The organism is Pseudomonas sp. Hp2, from assembly GCF_006386585.1.
In the GTDB taxonomy this organism is placed as follows: domain Bacteria; phylum Pseudomonadota; class Gammaproteobacteria; order Xanthomonadales; family Xanthomonadaceae; genus Pseudomonas_S; species Pseudomonas_S boreopolis.
Map to the genome: position 1 here is coordinate 672,346 of NZ_VAHJ01000002.1, position 15,460 is coordinate 687,805.

The following is a 15,460-nucleotide window of genomic DNA, read 5'->3' on the forward strand; positions in this document are numbered from 1 at the left end:
AGGGAGGAGGTGACGGCCTGCATTCTGGGTGCCGCGGTGCGGGAGCGCAAAGTCGGATTTCGCATGTCGTCCATTCCGATTTCGCATCTGCCCGCCATGGCGGGGCTTGCGCGGATTTTCCAGCTGAACGCGGGTTCAATCGCCCGGTTTTCCGGGCGCGCAGATCCGGCAATGCGGGTCGGGCGAGAGCGCCAGTTCGCGGAACGTCATCGACAGCGCATCGAAGCTCAACAGCCGTCCGACCAGCGGTTGGCCGATGTCCAGCAGCAGCTTGATCGCTTCGGTGGCCTGCAGCATGCCGATCACGCCCGGCAGTACGCCCAGCACGCCGGCGGTGCCGCAGTCGGGTACCAGATCGGGCGGAGGCGGGTCGGGGAACATGCAGCGGTAGCAAGGCGCGCGGCCGCGTTGGCGGCCGGCGTCGAACACGCTGACCTGGCCCTCGAACTGCTGGATCGCCGCGTAGACCAGCGGCTTGCCGAGCTTCGCGCAGGCGTCGTTGAGCAGGTAGCGGGTGGCGAAGTTGTCCGATCCGTCCACCACCACGTCCACGTCCTGCAGGAGTCGCTCGACGTTCGCCGGGGCGAGCCTTTCGCGCAATCCTTCGACTTGCACCTGCGGGTTCAGGGCCTGGATGCGTTCGGCGGCGGATATCACCTTCGGCACGCCGACGCCGGCGTCGGTGTGCAGGACCTGCCGGTGCAGGTTGCTGCGTTCGACCACGTCGTCGTCGACGATCCGCAGGTGGCCCACGCCGGCCGCGGCCAGGTACAGCGCGGCCGGGGAGCCCAGGCCGCCGGCGCCTACGAGCAGGACGCGCGCCCGGGACAGCCGCTGCTGCCCGGCGGCGCCGATCTGGGGCAGGCGCATCTGGCGCGAATAACGCTCGGCCGACTCGCGCTGGGCTGCGCTCGACGCCGGCATCGCAAGCGGCAGGCCGTCGCGCATCCATGCATCGGTGCCTCCCGCGACGGAGGCCAGGCGCGAATAGCCTTGCGCCGCGAGCAGCCGGGCGGTGTCCCGGGAGCGCTTGCCGGTCTGGCAGATCAGGACGATCCCGGCATCGCGATCCGGAAGGTGGCGCCTCGGCTCCGCGCGCAGGACGGGGTTCGCGATGGCGATCGCGCCTTCGGCCTGTCCGTGCAGGCGCTCGTGCTCTTCGCGGATGTCGATCAGCAGGCTGCCCTGGCGCTGCCGCTCGCGGGCTGCGGCCGGGGGCAGTTCCTCGATGGTGCCCGCGTCGATCCGATCGAGGGCATCGCGCGTGGCGGCGTCCTGCGGGCGGATGGTCATGATGGCACTCCGGTGTGGGAGGCTGGTCATCATCGTGGATCGGAGCGCGATTGGCGACTCGCGCCGGATGGAGCACCGTCCCCGTGGGACGCGGATGCAGCGGTCCGCTGGCCGGGGCTTGTCCGGCCACCTATCATCGTCGGAGCATGGTCGGCGCGCGGCCGATCGGTACGGTTCCGTCTCCTGGCGGAACCGCCAGGCCCACTGCAGGAAACCCGGATGATCGACTACCCACAGGCCCTCTCGCTTCTGCAACAGGCGGTATCGCCGCTGGAAGCGGAGTGGGTGGAGAGCGCACGGGCGCACGGCCGGGTGCTGGCGACCGCCGTGGTCAGCGAGGTGGCGCTGCCGGCTTTCGACAATTCTTCGATGGACGGCTTCGCGCTGGCGACCGGCGGGAAGACGTTGCCGGAAGGCAGCGAACTGGCGGTGCGCGGATCGCAGGCCGCGGGCGACGAGCATCGCCGGGCCGACGGCGGCGCGTGGGAAATCATGACCGGCGCGCGCGTCCCGGAGGGCCTGGACGCGATCGTGCCGGTGGAGCAGGTCGAGGTGCTGGCGCGCGATGCGGGGCGTCCTGCGTCGATCCGGCTCCGGCAGGCGGTCGAGCCGGGCGATTTCCTGCGCCGGCGTGGCGAGGACGTCGCGGAAGGAAGCGAGGTGATCGCGGCCGGGACGGTCCTGCGCACGCAGGAAGTCATGCTGCTGGCCTCGCTGGGCGTGGCTCGGGTGCAGGTGCGGCGCAGGCCGCGCGTGGCGGTGATCGCGACCGGCCGCGAGCTGGTCGTCGATCCGGCGCAACCGCTGCAATCGGGGCAGATCCGCGACAGCAACCGGCCGTTCCTGCTGGGGCAGTTGCAGGCCGCGGGCGCCGAGGTGGTCTGGCATGGCGTGGTCGGCGACGAGGTGGCGCCGTTCCGGCAGGCCCTGGAGCAGGCGCTGTCGCTCGGCGCGGACGTGATCCTGAGTACCGGCGCGGTGTCCGAAGGGCGCTACGACTTCGTCCCGGACGCATTGCGCGAGCGCGGGGCGCGGATCGTGTTCCACAAGGTCGCGGTGCGCCCCGGCAAGCCGGTCCTGTTCGCCGCGTTGCGCGAGGGGCCGTTGTACTTCGGGTTGCCGGGCAATCCGGTATCGACGGCGGTGGGGCTGCGCTTCTTCGTCGAGCCGGCGCTGCGGGCGATGTCCGGGCAGCCGGCGGAAAGCCCGCTGCGCATCGCGCTGAAGGCGGATTTCGCCAAGGCGCCGGCGCTGCGCTTCTTCGCCCGCGCCTGGGTGGGGCCCGACGCGGCCGGCCGGCTCGAGGTCGAGGTGCTGCCGAAGCAGGAGTCGTTCCGGCTGATGCCGATGCTGCAGGCCAATGCCTGGGCGGTCGTGCCGGAAGGGCAGGCGGGCGCGGCGCGCGGCGAGGCGGTGGAGGTCTATGGGCTCGGGCACCGGCAGCCGGTCCAACTTTTCCCGGAGATGGCTTCATGAAGGTTTCGGTACGTTTGTTCGGCGCGCTCTCCGAGTACGCCGATCCGCCCCAGCTCGAACTGGAAGTCGCCGACGGCGCGCGGATCGCGGAGGTGAGGGCGGGCCTGCGCGAGCGACTGCTGGCGACCAGTCCCGGTTTCAAGGAAGGCCTGTTGCGGGTATCCGCATTCGCCGACAGCCGGCGCGTGTTGCGCGACGAGGATCCGGTGCCGGGCGACGGGCAACTGGCGATCCTGCCGCCGGTCAGCGGAGGTTGAGCATGGAATTTTCCACCTCGATGCGCGACGAGCGGCAATGGGCGTTGATCGCCGATCGCGCCGGGACGGCGTTGGATCCGGCCGAGGCCATCGACTTCGTCTCCGATCCGGCGTTCGGCGGCGTGGACGTGTTCATCGGCCGCGTGCGCGACTTCAACCAGGGCCGCAGCGTGGTCGGGATCACCTACGACATGTTCGATGCGCTCGCGCTCAACGGTTTCCGCCGGATCATGGACGAGGCGGCGGCGGCGTTCGGCCCGAAGATCAAGCTGTACGTGGCGCACGCCAAGGGGCGCCTCGCGATCGGCGACGTGGCGGTGGTGGTGGCCGCGGGCACTCCGCATCGCGACGAGGCGTTCCGCGCGTGCCGGCAGGTGATCGAAGCGGTCAAGCACACCAGCCCGATCTGGAAGAAGGAGCACTACGTGGACGGCGACAGCGCCTGGAGCGAGGGCTGTTCGCTCTGCGATTCCGGCCGGGCTGGCCCCGGCACGGGGCACGCGCCGAAGCACGACCACGGGTGATGGCAAGGACGGGCATGAGACAATGTGCCCATGAATGCGTTCGATCCGCTCCGGCACGGCTTGCGCCGACTGCTCGACAGTGACGCCTGGAGACGCCGCGTCGCCCTGTGGGGAGGCGCGGTCGCGGTGGCCCTGGTGGCGATCCTGTTCGCGAAGGCCAGCGATGCGGCTTTCCATCTGTTCCAGCGCGCCATCGCCCATTCCTTGTGGTGGGCCTTGCTGCTCACGCCCGGGATCTTCGCCTTGCTCGCCTGGCTGACCTCCGGGGCGCTGAAGCCCACGCGCGGCAGCGGCATCCCGCAGGTCATCGCGGCGCTGGAAAGGCCGGATCCCGGGTTCCGGCAGGCCAATCTTTCGCTCGGCGTATCGGCGGGCAAGCTGGCGTTGACCACGTTGTCGCTGCTCGGCGGCGCGTCGGTCGGGCGCGAAGGACCGACGGTGCATGTCGGCGCCAGCCTGATGTACCTGTTCGGGCGCGCGTTCGGTTTCCGGGACGCGCGCGAGCTGTCGCATTTCCTGCTGGCCGGCGGCGCCGCGGGCATTGCCGCGGCGTTCAATACGCCGTTGGCGGGCATCGTGTTCGCGATCGAGGAGCTGAGCGGGCGCTTCGAGCACCGTTTCTCGGGCACGCTGCTGACCGCGGTGATCGTCGGCGGCGTGGTGTCGATGGGATTGCTGGGCAATTACACGTACTTCGGCAAGGTCCCGGCGCTGCTTCCGCTCGGCCAGGCGTGGGTGGCGATCCTGCTGTGCGGCGTGGCGGCGGGATTGCTGGGCGGATTGTTCGCGCGCCTGGTGCTGGCGAGCGTGGCGGGCAAGCCGCGTTGGCTGGGCCGCTTGCGGCGCGAGCATCCGGTGCTGCTGGCGGCGCTGTGTGGACTGGTCCTGGTGGCGCTTGCGGCGGTGTTCGGCAATGGCGCCTTCGGCACCGGCTACGAGCAGGCGCGCAGCCTGGTGCAAGGCCATGCGGTGGTCGGCCACGAGTTCGGGGTGATGAAGCTGCTGGCGAACCTGGCCTCGTACGTCGCCGGCATTCCGGGAGGACTGTTCTCGCCGGCGCTGGCGGTAGGGGCCGGCGTGGGGCACAACCTGGCGGCGCTGATGCCGGGCGTCGATGCGCGGGTGTTCGTGCTGCTCGGCATGTGCGCCTATCTCACCGGCGTAACCCAGGCGCCCCTGACGTCGGCGGTGATTTCGCTGGAGTTGACCGACAGCAGCAACATGCTGCTGCCGATCCTGGCGACGGTGCTGGTGGCGCGGTGGGTATCCGGCCTGGTCTGCCGGGTGCCCATCTATCGCGGCCTTGCCGAACAGTTGCTGGGCAGCCTGCCGGCGGAACGGGAAAGCGCGCCCGGGCGCACGCCATGAAAGGCGAGGCGGGCGAAATTGTCTAACGCCAGCCGCGCTGTTTAGTATCGCCCGCATGCTTGGGCCCCTCGCACAACTCGGCCGACTGCTGCGCCTGCCGGCGCTGGCCTTGTTGGTGCTGGCGGTGCTGGCCAATCCGGTGCTCGCCGCGATCGGCGACCTGCACGAGGCCAGCCGGGGCAGCAGCGCGCATCTTCACGACGCCGGGGCGCATGCGCTGGCCGGCGATCCCGCGTCCGGCGACGATCGTGCCGGCGACCTGCTGCATGCGCTGATGCACGGCGCGCACTGCTGCGGCCACCTGACCGCATTGCCGAGTTCGTTCATGCTGCCCGCGGCGCTGCCCCTGCGCGCCGTGCCGCCGCGTACCTCGCATCCGCCGCATCCTTCCGCGCGGATCGCCTCGACATTCCGTCCTCCGATAGCGGCTTGACGCCTGCGCCGGCCATGGCCGGCCTTCCGTCCCGTCCTCTTCCGGAGAATTCCCCATGCGGTTGCGACTGGCGGCCTTGGCCGCCTTCGCGCTGACGCCTGCCGTTCGCGCGCAGGTGCCGGCGCCTGTACAGATCCTCACCCTGGACGATGCGATCGCGCGCGTCGCCCAGGTCCATCCCGACCTGCGTCTCGTCGACGGCCAGCGCGCCGTCCTGGACGCCAATCTCGCCATCGCCGGGCAACGTCCGCCGCTGGCGCTGGGCGCGACGATCGAGAACGCGCTCGGCAGCGGCGGCTACCGCGGCTTCGACCAGGCCGAAGCCACGGTGACGTTGGCCGGCGTGCTGGAGCGCGGCGGCAAGCTCGATGCGCGCCGGGCCCTGGCCCAGGCCAACATCGACGCCTTGGCGCCGCAGCGCGAGATCGCCCGGCTCGACCTGCTGGCCGAGACCGCCCGCCGCTACCTGGCGGTCAGCGCCGCGGAGCGGCAGCGCGAGATCGCCGACGTCGACATCGCCCAGCGCAGGCGCGCGGTCGAAGCCGCCAGGCAGCGGTTGGTCGCGGGCGCATCGCCGGAATCGACCTTGCTCACCGCGCAGGCCGCCTTGGCCGAGGCCGAGCTGGACCGCGACCGTGCGCTGCAGGCCGCGCAGGCGGCCAGGCAGAACCTCGCGGCGTTGTGGAACGCACGCGATCCCGGGTTCGCGCGGGTCGCCGGCGATCCCATGGCATTGCCGGCATTGCAGGACTTCGACGTGTTGCGCGGCCTGCTCGACGCCACGCCGGAACTGGCCCGATTGGCCGGAGAAACGCGGATCCGCGAGGCTTCGGTGCGGCTTGCGCGCACCGAAGCCGTGGCCGATCTGCAATGGCAGGCGGGCGCGCGTTACCTGCGCGGCGGCGGCGATGTCGCGCTGCTCGCCGGGCTCAGCGTACCGCTGGGCAGCGCGACGCGGGCCGCACCCGCGATCCGCGCGGCCGAGGCCGGGTTGGCGTTGAGCTCGGTCGAGCGCGAATCGCTGTCGCTGCGCCTGTACTCCACGCTGTCCGCCGCCCATGGCGAGTACGGCACCGCGCAACTGGAAGCCCGGCGCCTGGGCGACGAGGTGATCCCGCGCCTGGCCCGCGCCGAACAGGCCGCCGAGCGCGCCTGGCGCGCCGGCGCGATCGGCTACCTGGAGTGGGCGCAGCTGCAGCAGCAGCGCGTGGACGCCAATCGTCGCCAGCTCGCCGCCGCGGTCGCGGCCCAGAGCGCCCTCATCGAGATCCAGCGCCTGACCGGCCAACCGCTGGTGGCCGGCCAGCGCTCCAACGTCCAGGAGCATCGCCCATGAAAACCCCATCCAAGCGGGGGGCCATCCCCGTCGTGCTCGTGGCCGCGTTGTTGCTGGCCGGGTGCGGCCAAGAATCCGCGCCGGCGAACGGCGAGGCCGCGCAGGAAAGCCCTGGCGACGAACCTGCCGCCGAAACCACCCGCATCAGCCGGACCGAAGCGGACGCCAACGGCATCAGGACCGCCACGGCCGGTGCCGGGCGCATCGCGACCGAACTGGAAGTGCAGGGCGTGCTGATGCCGATCGACGGCAGCAGCGCACAGGTGACCGCCCGCTATCCCGGCACCGTGCGCGCGTTGCGGGCCAACGTCGGCGACCGCGTCGTGGCGGGCCAGCCGCTGGCCAGCGTCCTCAGCAATCTCAGCCTGACCACGTATTCGCTTTCCGCACCGATCTCCGGCGTGGTCACGGCGCGCCAGGCGCAGGTCGGCGGCGGCGTGGCCGAGGGGCAGGTGCTGTACGAGGTCGCCGATCTGTCGCGCGTCTGGGCGGACCTGCATGTGTTCGGCACGGACGTGCGCGCGATCCGGCCGGGCGCGGCGGTGACGGTCGAGCGCATGTACGACGACGCCCGGATCGAAAGCCGCATCGAGCGGGTCCTGCCCGGCGCGGCCACCGCCAGCCAGAGCACGGTGGCGCGCGTGCCACTCGACAACGCCGACGGCCTGTGGCGGCCCGGCATGGCGGTCACCGCGCGGATCGCGACGGCCACGCACGACGTGGCGTTGCGGGTGCCGCGGCTGGCGCTGCAGTCGATGGACGGCCGCGACGTGGTGTTCGTGCGCAACGGGGACGCCTACGCCGCGCGCCCGGTGACGCCGGGCCGGCGCGACGGCCACGACGTCGAGATCGTCGAAGGACTGCAGGCGGGCGAGGAAGTCGTCGTCGAGCAGAGCTACCTGGTCAAGGCGGACATCGAGAAGTCCTCCGCCTCGCACGGACATTGAGGAGGCCGGCATGCTCGAACGACTCATCAGGGCTTCGATCGCCCATCGCTGGCTGGTCATGGCGCTCACGCTGGCGTTGATCGGCGTCGGCATCTGGAGCTTCCAGCGGTTGCCGATCGACGTCACGCCCGACATCACCAACGTGCAGGTACAGGTCAACACCGCCGCACCCGGCTACTCGCCGCTGGAAGTGGAGCAGCGCATCACCTTCCCGGTGGAGACGGCGCTGGCCGGCCTGCCGAAGATGGCCTACTTCCGCTCGATCTCGCGCTACGGGCTGTCGCAGGTCACCGTGGTGTTCGCCGACGGCACCGACATCTACTTCGCGCGCCAGCAGGTGGCCGAACGCCTGCAGCAGGTGAAATCGCAGATGCCGGCCGGGCTCGAGCCCGCGCTGGGGCCGATCGCCACCGGCATGGGCGAGATCTTCTCCTACACGCTCGACGCGGCGCCGGACGCACGCAAGCCGGACGGGACGCCGTACACCGCGACCGACCTGCGCACCCTGCAGGACTGGGCGATCCGTCCGCAGCTGCGCAACGTCCCCGGGGTGACCGAGGTCAACACGATGGGCGGGTTCAAGCGCGAGGTGCACGTCACGCCCGATCCGCTGCGCCTGCGTGCGCTGGGATTCACCCTGGACGACGTAGTCGGCGCCCTGCAGGCCGACAACCGCAACCTCGGCGCGGGCTACATCGAGCGCAACGGGCAGCAGTTCCTGGTGCGCGTACCGGGGCAGGTGGCCGGCGTCGGCGGCATCCGCGACATCGTGCTGGGCCGGCGCGAAGGCGTGCCGGTGCGCATCGGCGACGTCGCGCAGGTGGCGGACGGAAAGGAACTGCGCAGCGGCGCGGCCACGCAGGGCGGGCACGAGGTGGTGCTGGGCACGGTGGTGATGCTGGCCGGCGCCAACAGCCGCGATGTCGCGCAGGCCGCGGCCGCGCGCCTGCGGGAGGCGGCCAGGAGCCTGCCCGCGGGGGTGACCGCGACGCCGGTCTACGACCGCACCGCGCTGGTGGACCGGACCATTGCGACGGTGGCCAAGAACCTGGCCGAGGGCGCGCTGCTGGTCGTGGTGGTCCTGTTCCTGCTGCTGGGCAATTTCCGCGCGGCGCTGATCACGGCGGCGGTGATCCCGCTGGCGATGCTGTTCACGCTCGCCGGCATGGCGCGCACCGGCGTATCCGCCAACCTGATGAGCCTGGGGGCCCTGGATTTCGGCCTGATCGTCGATGGCGCGGTGATCATCATCGAGAACTGCCTGCGCCGCTTCGGCGAACGGCAGCATGCGCTGGGGCGGGCGATGACCCGCGACGAGCGCTTCGAGACCGCCGCCAGCGCGACCGCGGAGGTGATCCGGCCGAGCCTGTTCGGGCTGGCCATCATCACGGCGGTCTACCTGCCGATCTTCGCCCTCACCGGCGTGGAAGGAAAGATGTTCCACCCGATGGCCGCCACCGTGGTGATGGCGCTCGCCGGCGCGATGGTGCTGGCGCTGAGCTTCGTGCCGGCGGCGATCGCGCTGGCGCTCGGCGGCAAGGTCGAGGAGAAGGAGAACCGGTTGATGACCTGGCTGCGGCGGCGCTACGAGCCGTTGCTGGATGGCAGCCTGCGCCATGGCCGCTGGATCGCCGCCGGGGCCGCCGCGTTGCTGGCGCTCAGCGGCGTGCTCGCCGCGCGCCTGGGCAGCGAGTTCGTGCCGAGCCTGGACGAAGGCGACATCGCGATGCATGCCATGCGCATCCCGGGCACCAGCCTGACCCAGTCGGTGGGCATGCAGCGCAGGCTGGAGGAACGCCTGGTGGAGTTCGCCGAGGTGGAGCGGGTGTTCTCCAGGATCGGCACGCCCGAAGTGGCATCCGACCCGATGCCGCCTTCGGTGGCCGACACCTTCGTGATGCTCAAGCCGCGCGCGCAATGGCCCGACCCGAAGAAGCCCAAGGCGCGGCTGGTCGCCGAGATCGAAGCGGAGATGCGGAAGATCCCCGGCAACAACTACGAGTTCACCCAGCCGATCCAGATGCGGACCAACGAGTTGATCTCCGGCGTGCGCGCGGACGTGGCGATCAACCTGTACGGCGACGAGCTGGATACGCTGCAGCGGGTGGGGCGGCGGATCGAGGCGGTGGCCAGGCAGGTGCCGGGCGCGGCCGACGTGCGGCTGGAGCAGGCCGGCGGGCTGCCGTTCCTGTCGATCGTGCCGGACCGGCGGGCGCTGGCGGCGTACGGGCTCACGGTCGGGCAGCTGCAGCGCGTGGTCGCGGTGGCGGTCGGCGGCGAGGTGGCGGGGCAGGTCTTCGAGGGCGATCGCCGCTTCGACATCGTGGTGCGCCTGCCGGAGCGGCTGCGGCAGGATCCCGATGCATTGGCCGCGCTGCCGATCCCGCTCGGCGAGGCGCCGGCCAGCATGGACGGCGAAGGCACGCCGGACGTCGGGAGGTCCGCCGGCCCCGGCACGATCCCGCTGGGCGCGGTGGCGTCGGTCGTCGCCAACGAAGGCGCCAACCAGATCAACCGCGAGAACGGCAAGCGCCGCATCGTCGTCACCGCCAACGTGCGCGATCGCGACCTGGGCGGCTTCGTGGCGGAACTGCAGCGACGGATCGGCCAGGACGTGCGGCTGCCGACCGGCTACTGGATCGAGTACGGCGGCAGCTTCGAGCAACTGATCTCGGCCAGCCGACGACTGGCGGTGGTGGTGCCGGTCACGCTGGCGATCATCTTCGCGCTGCTGTTCTGGGCGTTCGGATCGGCGCGCGATGCGCTGGTCGTGTTCAGCGGCGTGCCGCTGGCGCTCACCGGCGGCGTGCTGGCGTTGGCGTTGCGCGGCATCCCGCTGTCGATCTCGGCCGGCATCGGGTTCATCGCGCTATCCGGCGTGGCGGTGTTGAACGGGCTGGTCATGATCAGCTTCGTCCGCCACCTGCGCGGCGAGGGCGCATCGCTGGAAAGCGCGGTACGCGAGGGTGCCTCGAGCCGGTTGCGCCCGGTGCTGATGACGGCGCTGGTGGCGTCGCTGGGTTTCGTGCCGATGGCCTTGAACGTGGGTGCCGGTTCGGAGGTGCAGCGGCCGCTCGCCACCGTGGTGATCGGCGGCATCGTGTCCTCGACCCTGCTCACGCTGGTGGTGCTGCCGGTGCTGTACCGGTGGATGCACGCGGGCAGGACGCCTGCCAGGGCATCCCAGGCGCAAGGGTGAGGACCGGCGCCCTCTGCCGCCCCCGGAGCCAGTCCGGGGGCGGCGGAGCGTGGCATCGGGTCCGCGCCGGTCAGCGCGATGCGCTGACCGCCTGGGCGCGCTCGTAGTGTTCGGCGACGGCGCGGCGGACGCCGAGCAGGTGCCTGCGCACGGCTTCGGAACGCGCGCCGGGAATGAGTTCCGCGTCCAGCGTCTTCAGCGCGGCGGCGTGCTCGGACGCCATCGCCGCCATGAAGGCGTTGCGGTAGGGGTTCTCTTCGGTCTGGGCATCCAGCGCGGCCAACGTGGCGCTGCCGCGCGCCCGCATCGCCGCCGCGGCATCGCTGTCGGTGGCTCCCATCGCGCGGGCTTTCTCCAGATCGTGCTGGTGGGCGAGCAGCATCTGCCAGGCGAAGTCGCCGGTGGCGCCGTCCAGCCGGCGGGCAAGGCCGTGCCGGGCCAGCGCGATCTCGTTCTCGTCCATGGCGGCCAGCACGCCGAGCACGGCCGCATCACCCCGGGCGACCGGGGCCAGCCCGGTGCCGCCGGCCGGAGCCGGCACGGGCGCCGGAGACACTGCAGGCGCGGTGCGCGAGGCATCGCCGCCCGCGCCGCAGCCGGTCGATGCGCAGCCGCAGGCGATCGCCAGCACCGCGCCGAACCGCCGCGACGTCGGCCGGCTTGCCGCCGCCATCATGTCCACCGGGGTTGCACCACCACCGGCGTCGGCGTCCTGGACGTGGCGACCGGCTGCTTCTGCGGCATCCGGCAACGCAGGACCATCGGCGCGGTGCGCGCGTGGATGAGGGGGTGTTCGGCAGGCGCCGCGCTGCCGATCAGGTTCGCGATGTGGAAACCGAGGATCTCCTCGGCGCGTTCGCCCTGGTCGCTGATGATGTGGGGCACCAGCCGTTCCAGGCGGTCCAGTTCCTGCAGTACTTCGTATCGGGTTTTCATGGCGTCTCCACGTCCGTTGCGAAACGAGCGGCGCTGTCCTGACGGCGGAACCCCGCACGCCATGATGGGCAGTACGATCCTCGCGTTCGCAGGTGGTGCCACTCGGGCGTGCAAGGCGCGGTGGTCCAGCGCCTGCAGCGAGCCTAGCGTTGCCGATGTAAAGAACGGATCAGCAAAGCCCGGTCGCGACCCGATGGCGACACGCGGCGCTCGCCTCGTGCACGGAAGGCGAGAGGACCGCGCTTTCACGCGATACATCGCACCATTGCACGCGTGGCTAACGGCCGGATCCCGAAGGTAGCACCCGATGACGAGATCGCCGGGGACACCAGGGCTTCCGCCGGGCAAGCCACCTTCGAAGACGGTTGCCGCGCATGCGCGTTGACGGCATCGGCCCGTACGACCGCATGCATGGCCGCCTGAAGCGTTCCGGTTCGCGTACCCCTGCCTCCTTGCCCCTTGTTTGCCCCTCCAGACACGGTATGCCGGCGATGTCCGCATTCGACAAGGTCGTGGGCGATGCCGTCCGCGACGTGCCCGCCGATGGGCACGAACGCGCCACGCACGACTGGATCGTGCGGGAAGTTGCGCGCCTGATGCGCTTGCCGTGCGCGGGCATACCGGCACGTGCGACACGACAGGCCGGCGCCTTCCACGTGCCGGACGACACGCTCACCACCGAGCAGGCGACCCTGCTGGGCATCGCCGATGCCGGGTACCTGCTCGGCGGCGTGGTGCCGCATGCCTTCATGGCGACCAAGGTGATCAGCCATCCGCTGGTCGGCGAGGATGCGGCCCGGCCGAGCGGCTGGAACCCGCTCGCCGCGCAGGCCCTGGCCCGGGCGACGCTGCCCGGGTATGCGGTGTTCTCCGAGGCCGATGCGCGCCGGGCGCATGCGCGCCTGCGCGAGGGCGGACTGGTGCGTTTCAAGCTCGCCACCGGCGTGGGCGGGCGCGGGCAATGGCTGCTGGGCGACGCCGCGACCCTCGAGTGCGTGCTGGCCGAGCTGCCGCGGGGCTATCTCGCCGAACACGGTGCCGTGCTGGAGCAGAACGTCGGCGACGCGATCACCTACAGCGTCGGCGAGCTGCATTGCGCCGGCATCGACATCGCCTACCACGGGACGCAATCGGCCGTGAAGGACCAGGCCGGCCGCGACGTCTATGGCGGCTCGGACCTGTGGATCATCCGCGGCACGCTGGGCGACCTGGCCGAAAGCGGCCTGAACGCCGAGCAGAAGTCGGCGGTGGAACGGGCGCGCCTCTACGACGGCTTCATCGCCGATGCCTATCCTGGGATGCAGGTGTCGCGGCGCAACTATGACATCCTGGTGAGTCGCGACGGCACGCATGCGTTCTGCGGCGTACTGGAGCAATCCTGGCGGATAGGCGGAGCGACTCCGGCGGAACTGGCCGCCGTCGCGCTGTTCCAGCGCGATCCCGGGCTGCACCGCGCCTATGCCTGCACCCGCGAGATCTACGACGAGGCGGGTCCGTTGCCCGCCGGTGCCGACGTCTACTACCGCTCCGCCGCGCCAGCGAACGGTCCGCGCCTCAAGTACCGACTGAGTTCTCCCTTGCCCGATGGAAGCCAAGCTGTCCAGCATCCAGATCCCGGTTGAGCGCGACGAGCTCAGCGGGACCCTGCTGACGCCCACGGGCATGCCCGGGGTGCTGTTCGTGCATGGCTGGGGCGGCAACCAGCATCACAACCTGGTGCGCGCCAGGGAGGCGGTCGGCCTGGGCTGCATCTGCCTCACCTTCGACCTGCGCGGGCACGAAGGATACGCATCGATGCGGCAGACCGTCACGCGCCCGCAGAACCTGGAGGACCTGAAGGCGGCCTACGACCAGCTCGCCGCCTTGCCCTACGTGGACCGCCACTCGATCGCGGTGGTGGGGTTGAGCTACGGCGGCTACCTGGCGACGCTGTTGACCCTGGAGCGGCCGGTGGAATGGCTGGCACTGCGCTCGCCGGCACTCTACAAGGACGAATACTGGAGCGCTCCCAAGGTCTCGCTTAATCGCGACCCGGACCTGATGCGCTATCGCAACAGCGAGATCCCGGCAGAGGCCAACCGCGCCCTGGCCGCCTGCACGCGCTTCAAGGGCGACGTGCTGCTGGTGGAGGCGGAGAACGACGTGGTCGTGCCGCATCCGGTGATGCGCAACTACGCCAATGCCTTCGTGCAGGCGCGCTCGGTGACCTCGCGCCTGATCCGGGGTGCCGACCATGCACTGAGCGTCAAGGAGCACCAGCACGAGTACACGCGCCAGTTGATCGACTGGCTCACCGAGATGGTGGTCGGCCGCCGCGTGGCGCTGGCCAAGGAAGTGGTCGCCGCGCGCAAGCAGATGCTCAAGCAGATCAAGGGGCAGGAGGCGGTTTCGCCGGGCAGGAGCTCGCGCGAGTTCCACGGCGACATCCGCGCCACCGAAAAGACGTCGAAGTGATGCGGAAAACGAAAGCGCGGCCGTGGGCCGCTACCAGACTCGACAATACCGGTGGCGGTCCCGCTAACGCTTGCCGGCGGGCTCGCTCCGGATCACCTGTGCGGAGGAGACCGCACCGAGCCGCTGCGCCATGGCCGCCATGCGGTTGGCGAGCTCGACCTTGCATCCCCCCTGCCTGGCCGAGTTCTCCAGGATCTTCTGGTATGCGTCCCAGAATTCCGGGCCGTTGCCATGAGTGCGGTATTGAGCCTGCAGGGCCATCCACGTCTCGTCTTCGACGAACTGCGCGCTGTATCCCATGATGTTTTCGCCCGCTGATGTTCCCCTGTGTTCAGGGATACTACAGGGCTGTCGTTAAGGTTCCGCAACGAAGGCGAAAAGAACGTGTACGCACGGCACTGTGCGCTGCGTCGCAGGCATGTGGATAAATATCGCCGCTTCACGCGACCTGGCGTCTGATCGCAGGGCACAACACGTGGGAGCACGCGCATGCCATCCAAGAAACCGATCAATCCGCTGGGCCAAGTAAGCGACCAGGACAAGGCGCATACGCCGGACAAGCTGCGCCGCGACGATGCGTTGTGGAAGGAGCACGACATGCCGGACGAGTCCACCGAGCGCAACCGCGCCAAGCCCGAGGACTACGAACGCCCTGTTCAGGAGGATGACTGAATCCCTCAGGCGTCGTACCAGCGCCGCGTCATGCGCTGGAAGAACAACGAGTTCGGGATCTGCAGCGTGGATCCCTGCGTTTCCTGGCGCTGGTCCTGCAACGTCGTGTAGATGAAGTTGATGTCGATCACGCGCCCGCACACCCCTGGCTTGTCGGCGCTGTCGATCAGCTCGATGCGGTCGTGCAGGCGGAACGGCTTGGTGGCGAAGATCAGGAACGAACAGAAGATGTTGGACAGCACGCTCCATGCGGCGAAGAACGCGACCGCACCGACGGCCGCGAAGCCGGTGATGGCGGTCCAGAGCACGCTCACCGATACTCCCAGGCGCTCCAGGACCAGCAGCAGCGCCGCCGCATAGAGGAAAGTGGCGACGATGCGGCGCGCGCCGATCACCAGCGCGGGCGGGAGTTCGTAGCGCCGGCCTACCAGGCGGAGCGCATGCACGAGGATGCGGACCAGCAGCCAGGCCAATCCCAGGATCGCCAGCACCTCCGCCACGGGTACCACGATGTCCAGCCAGGCAGCGACCCAGGTCGGCGGTTGCGGGAGGTGGAGGTGCATGG

At 70.5% G+C, this 15,460-nt stretch carries 16 protein-coding genes; 11 read left to right on the forward strand and 5 right to left on the reverse strand.

Translation table 11 applies throughout. The annotated features are described in order from the left end of the window. Positions 1–135 precede the first annotated feature (135 nt). Positions 136–1,293, reverse strand: coding sequence for a molybdopterin-synthase adenylyltransferase MoeB (gene moeB / locus FD678_RS08195; RefSeq protein WP_140721147.1), 1,158 nt, complete (start codon positions 1,291–1,293; stop codon positions 136–138). A gap of 219 nt (positions 1,294–1,512) precedes the next feature. Between moeB and FD678_RS08200 the strand changes: the two genes are divergently transcribed. From FD678_RS08200 to FD678_RS08235, 8 genes are read left to right on the forward strand one after another with little or no spacing between them, the layout of a single operon-like run. Then, positions 1,513–2,769 (forward strand): molybdopterin molybdotransferase MoeA, encoded by a 1,257-nt coding sequence (locus FD678_RS08200; RefSeq protein WP_140721151.1) that lies wholly within the window; start codon positions 1,513–1,515, stop codon positions 2,767–2,769. Continuing rightward, on the forward strand, positions 2,766–3,026 hold the full coding sequence (locus tag FD678_RS08205) for a MoaD/ThiS family protein (protein WP_140721154.1): 261 nt from the start codon (positions 2,766–2,768) through the stop codon (positions 3,024–3,026). The genes FD678_RS08200 and FD678_RS08205 overlap by 4 nt, the downstream gene beginning before the upstream one ends. 2 nt (positions 3,027–3,028) lie before the next feature. Further along, complete coding sequence (locus FD678_RS08210; protein ID WP_218569576.1) at positions 3,029–3,550, forward strand: molybdenum cofactor biosynthesis protein MoaE; 522 nt, start codon at positions 3,029–3,031, stop codon at positions 3,548–3,550. A 30-nt stretch (positions 3,551–3,580) separates the two neighbouring features. Further along, a complete protein-coding gene (locus FD678_RS08215; RefSeq protein WP_140721158.1) occupies positions 3,581–4,918 on the forward strand; it encodes a chloride channel protein in 1,338 nt (445 codons plus the stop codon). Positions 4,919–4,973: 55 nt separating this feature from the next. Then, entirely contained in the window at positions 4,974–5,351 is a 378-nt protein-coding gene (locus FD678_RS08220; protein ID WP_140721161.1) for a hypothetical protein, read from the forward strand. Between the two features lie 55 nt (positions 5,352–5,406). Further along, complete coding sequence (locus FD678_RS08225) at positions 5,407–6,687, forward strand: TolC family protein (protein ID WP_140721164.1); 1,281 nt, start codon at positions 5,407–5,409, stop codon at positions 6,685–6,687. Continuing rightward, a complete protein-coding gene (locus FD678_RS08230; protein ID WP_140721167.1) occupies positions 6,684–7,634 on the forward strand; it encodes an efflux RND transporter periplasmic adaptor subunit in 951 nt (316 codons plus the stop codon). Before FD678_RS08225 ends, FD678_RS08230 begins: the two co-directional genes overlap by 4 nt. A 10-nt stretch (positions 7,635–7,644) precedes the next feature. After that, the gene (locus FD678_RS08235) at positions 7,645–10,833 is read left to right on the forward strand and encodes an efflux RND transporter permease subunit (RefSeq protein ID WP_140721170.1); all 3,189 of its coding nucleotides are present in this window, start codon (positions 7,645–7,647) and stop codon (positions 10,831–10,833) included. A gap of 70 nt (positions 10,834–10,903) precedes the next feature. On the opposite strand, the gene FD678_RS08240 is transcribed toward FD678_RS08235, so the two are convergent. Both FD678_RS08240 and FD678_RS08245 read right to left on the reverse strand, forming a co-directional pair. Continuing rightward, positions 10,904–11,506, reverse strand: coding sequence for a DUF4142 domain-containing protein (locus FD678_RS08240; RefSeq protein WP_140721174.1), 603 nt, complete (start codon positions 11,504–11,506; stop codon positions 10,904–10,906). Then, positions 11,506–11,769 (reverse strand): hypothetical protein, encoded by a 264-nt coding sequence (locus tag FD678_RS08245; protein ID WP_140721177.1) that lies wholly within the window; start codon positions 11,767–11,769, stop codon positions 11,506–11,508. Before FD678_RS08245 ends, FD678_RS08240 begins: the two co-directional genes overlap by 1 nt. Positions 11,770–12,260: 491 nt before the next feature. On the opposite strand from FD678_RS08245, the gene FD678_RS08250 reads away from it, so the two are divergent. Beyond that, positions 12,261–13,391, forward strand: a complete 1,131-nt coding sequence (locus tag FD678_RS08250) for a DUF3182 family protein (protein ID WP_218569577.1) — start codon at positions 12,261–12,263, stop codon at positions 13,389–13,391. Further along, a complete protein-coding gene (locus tag FD678_RS08255; protein WP_140721183.1) occupies positions 13,354–14,223 on the forward strand; it encodes an alpha/beta hydrolase family protein in 870 nt (289 codons plus the stop codon). The genes FD678_RS08250 and FD678_RS08255 overlap by 38 nt, the downstream gene beginning before the upstream one ends. Positions 14,224–14,286: 63 nt before the next feature. On the opposite strand, the gene FD678_RS08260 is transcribed toward FD678_RS08255, so the two are convergent. Further along, positions 14,287–14,523: a hypothetical protein gene (locus FD678_RS08260; protein WP_218569578.1), complete on the reverse strand. Its 237-nt coding sequence runs from the start codon at positions 14,521–14,523 to the stop codon at positions 14,287–14,289. 189 nt (positions 14,524–14,712) lie between these two features. Here FD678_RS08260 and FD678_RS08265 point away from each other — a divergent pair, with 189 nt between their 5' ends. Then, positions 14,713–14,895 carry a hypothetical protein gene (locus tag FD678_RS08265; protein WP_140721186.1) on the forward strand — a complete coding sequence of 61 codons (183 nt, stop codon included), beginning with the start codon at positions 14,713–14,715 and terminating at the stop codon, positions 14,893–14,895. A 5-nt stretch (positions 14,896–14,900) separates the two neighbouring features. Here the strand turns inward: FD678_RS08265 and FD678_RS08270 are convergent, their stop codons facing one another. Then, entirely contained in the window at positions 14,901–15,458 is a 558-nt protein-coding gene (locus FD678_RS08270) for a mechanosensitive ion channel domain-containing protein (protein ID WP_140721189.1), read from the reverse strand. Between the last annotated feature and the right edge of the window lie 2 nt (positions 15,459–15,460).

Coding starts and splice junctions, on each gene's coding strand:
- moeB (WP_140721147.1), bottom strand. CDS start 1,293: ATGACCATCCGCCCGCAGGACGCCGCCACGCGCGATGCCCTCGATCGG.
- FD678_RS08200 (WP_140721151.1), top strand. CDS start 1,513: ATGATCGACTACCCACAGGCCCTCTCGCTTCTGCAACAGGCGGTATCG.
- FD678_RS08205 (WP_140721154.1), top strand. CDS start 2,766: ATGAAGGTTTCGGTACGTTTGTTCGGCGCGCTCTCCGAGTACGCCGAT.
- FD678_RS08210 (WP_218569576.1), top strand. CDS start 3,029: ATGGAATTTTCCACCTCGATGCGCGACGAGCGGCAATGGGCGTTGATC.
- FD678_RS08215 (WP_140721158.1), top strand. CDS start 3,581: ATGAATGCGTTCGATCCGCTCCGGCACGGCTTGCGCCGACTGCTCGAC.
- FD678_RS08220 (WP_140721161.1), top strand. CDS start 4,974: ATGCTTGGGCCCCTCGCACAACTCGGCCGACTGCTGCGCCTGCCGGCG.
- FD678_RS08225 (WP_140721164.1), top strand. CDS start 5,407: ATGCGGTTGCGACTGGCGGCCTTGGCCGCCTTCGCGCTGACGCCTGCC.
- FD678_RS08230 (WP_140721167.1), top strand. CDS start 6,684: ATGAAAACCCCATCCAAGCGGGGGGCCATCCCCGTCGTGCTCGTGGCC.
- FD678_RS08235 (WP_140721170.1), top strand. CDS start 7,645: ATGCTCGAACGACTCATCAGGGCTTCGATCGCCCATCGCTGGCTGGTC.
- FD678_RS08240 (WP_140721174.1), bottom strand. CDS start 11,506: ATGGCGGCGGCAAGCCGGCCGACGTCGCGGCGGTTCGGCGCGGTGCTG.
- FD678_RS08245 (WP_140721177.1), bottom strand. CDS start 11,769: ATGAAAACCCGATACGAAGTACTGCAGGAACTGGACCGCCTGGAACGG.
- FD678_RS08250 (WP_218569577.1), top strand. CDS start 12,261: ATGTCCGCATTCGACAAGGTCGTGGGCGATGCCGTCCGCGACGTGCCC.
- FD678_RS08255 (WP_140721183.1), top strand. CDS start 13,354: ATGGAAGCCAAGCTGTCCAGCATCCAGATCCCGGTTGAGCGCGACGAG.
- FD678_RS08260 (WP_218569578.1), bottom strand. CDS start 14,523: ATGGGATACAGCGCGCAGTTCGTCGAAGACGAGACGTGGATGGCCCTG.
- FD678_RS08265 (WP_140721186.1), top strand. CDS start 14,713: ATGCCATCCAAGAAACCGATCAATCCGCTGGGCCAAGTAAGCGACCAG.
- FD678_RS08270 (WP_140721189.1), bottom strand. CDS start 15,458: ATGCACCTCCACCTCCCGCAACCGCCGACCTGGGTCGCTGCCTGGCTG.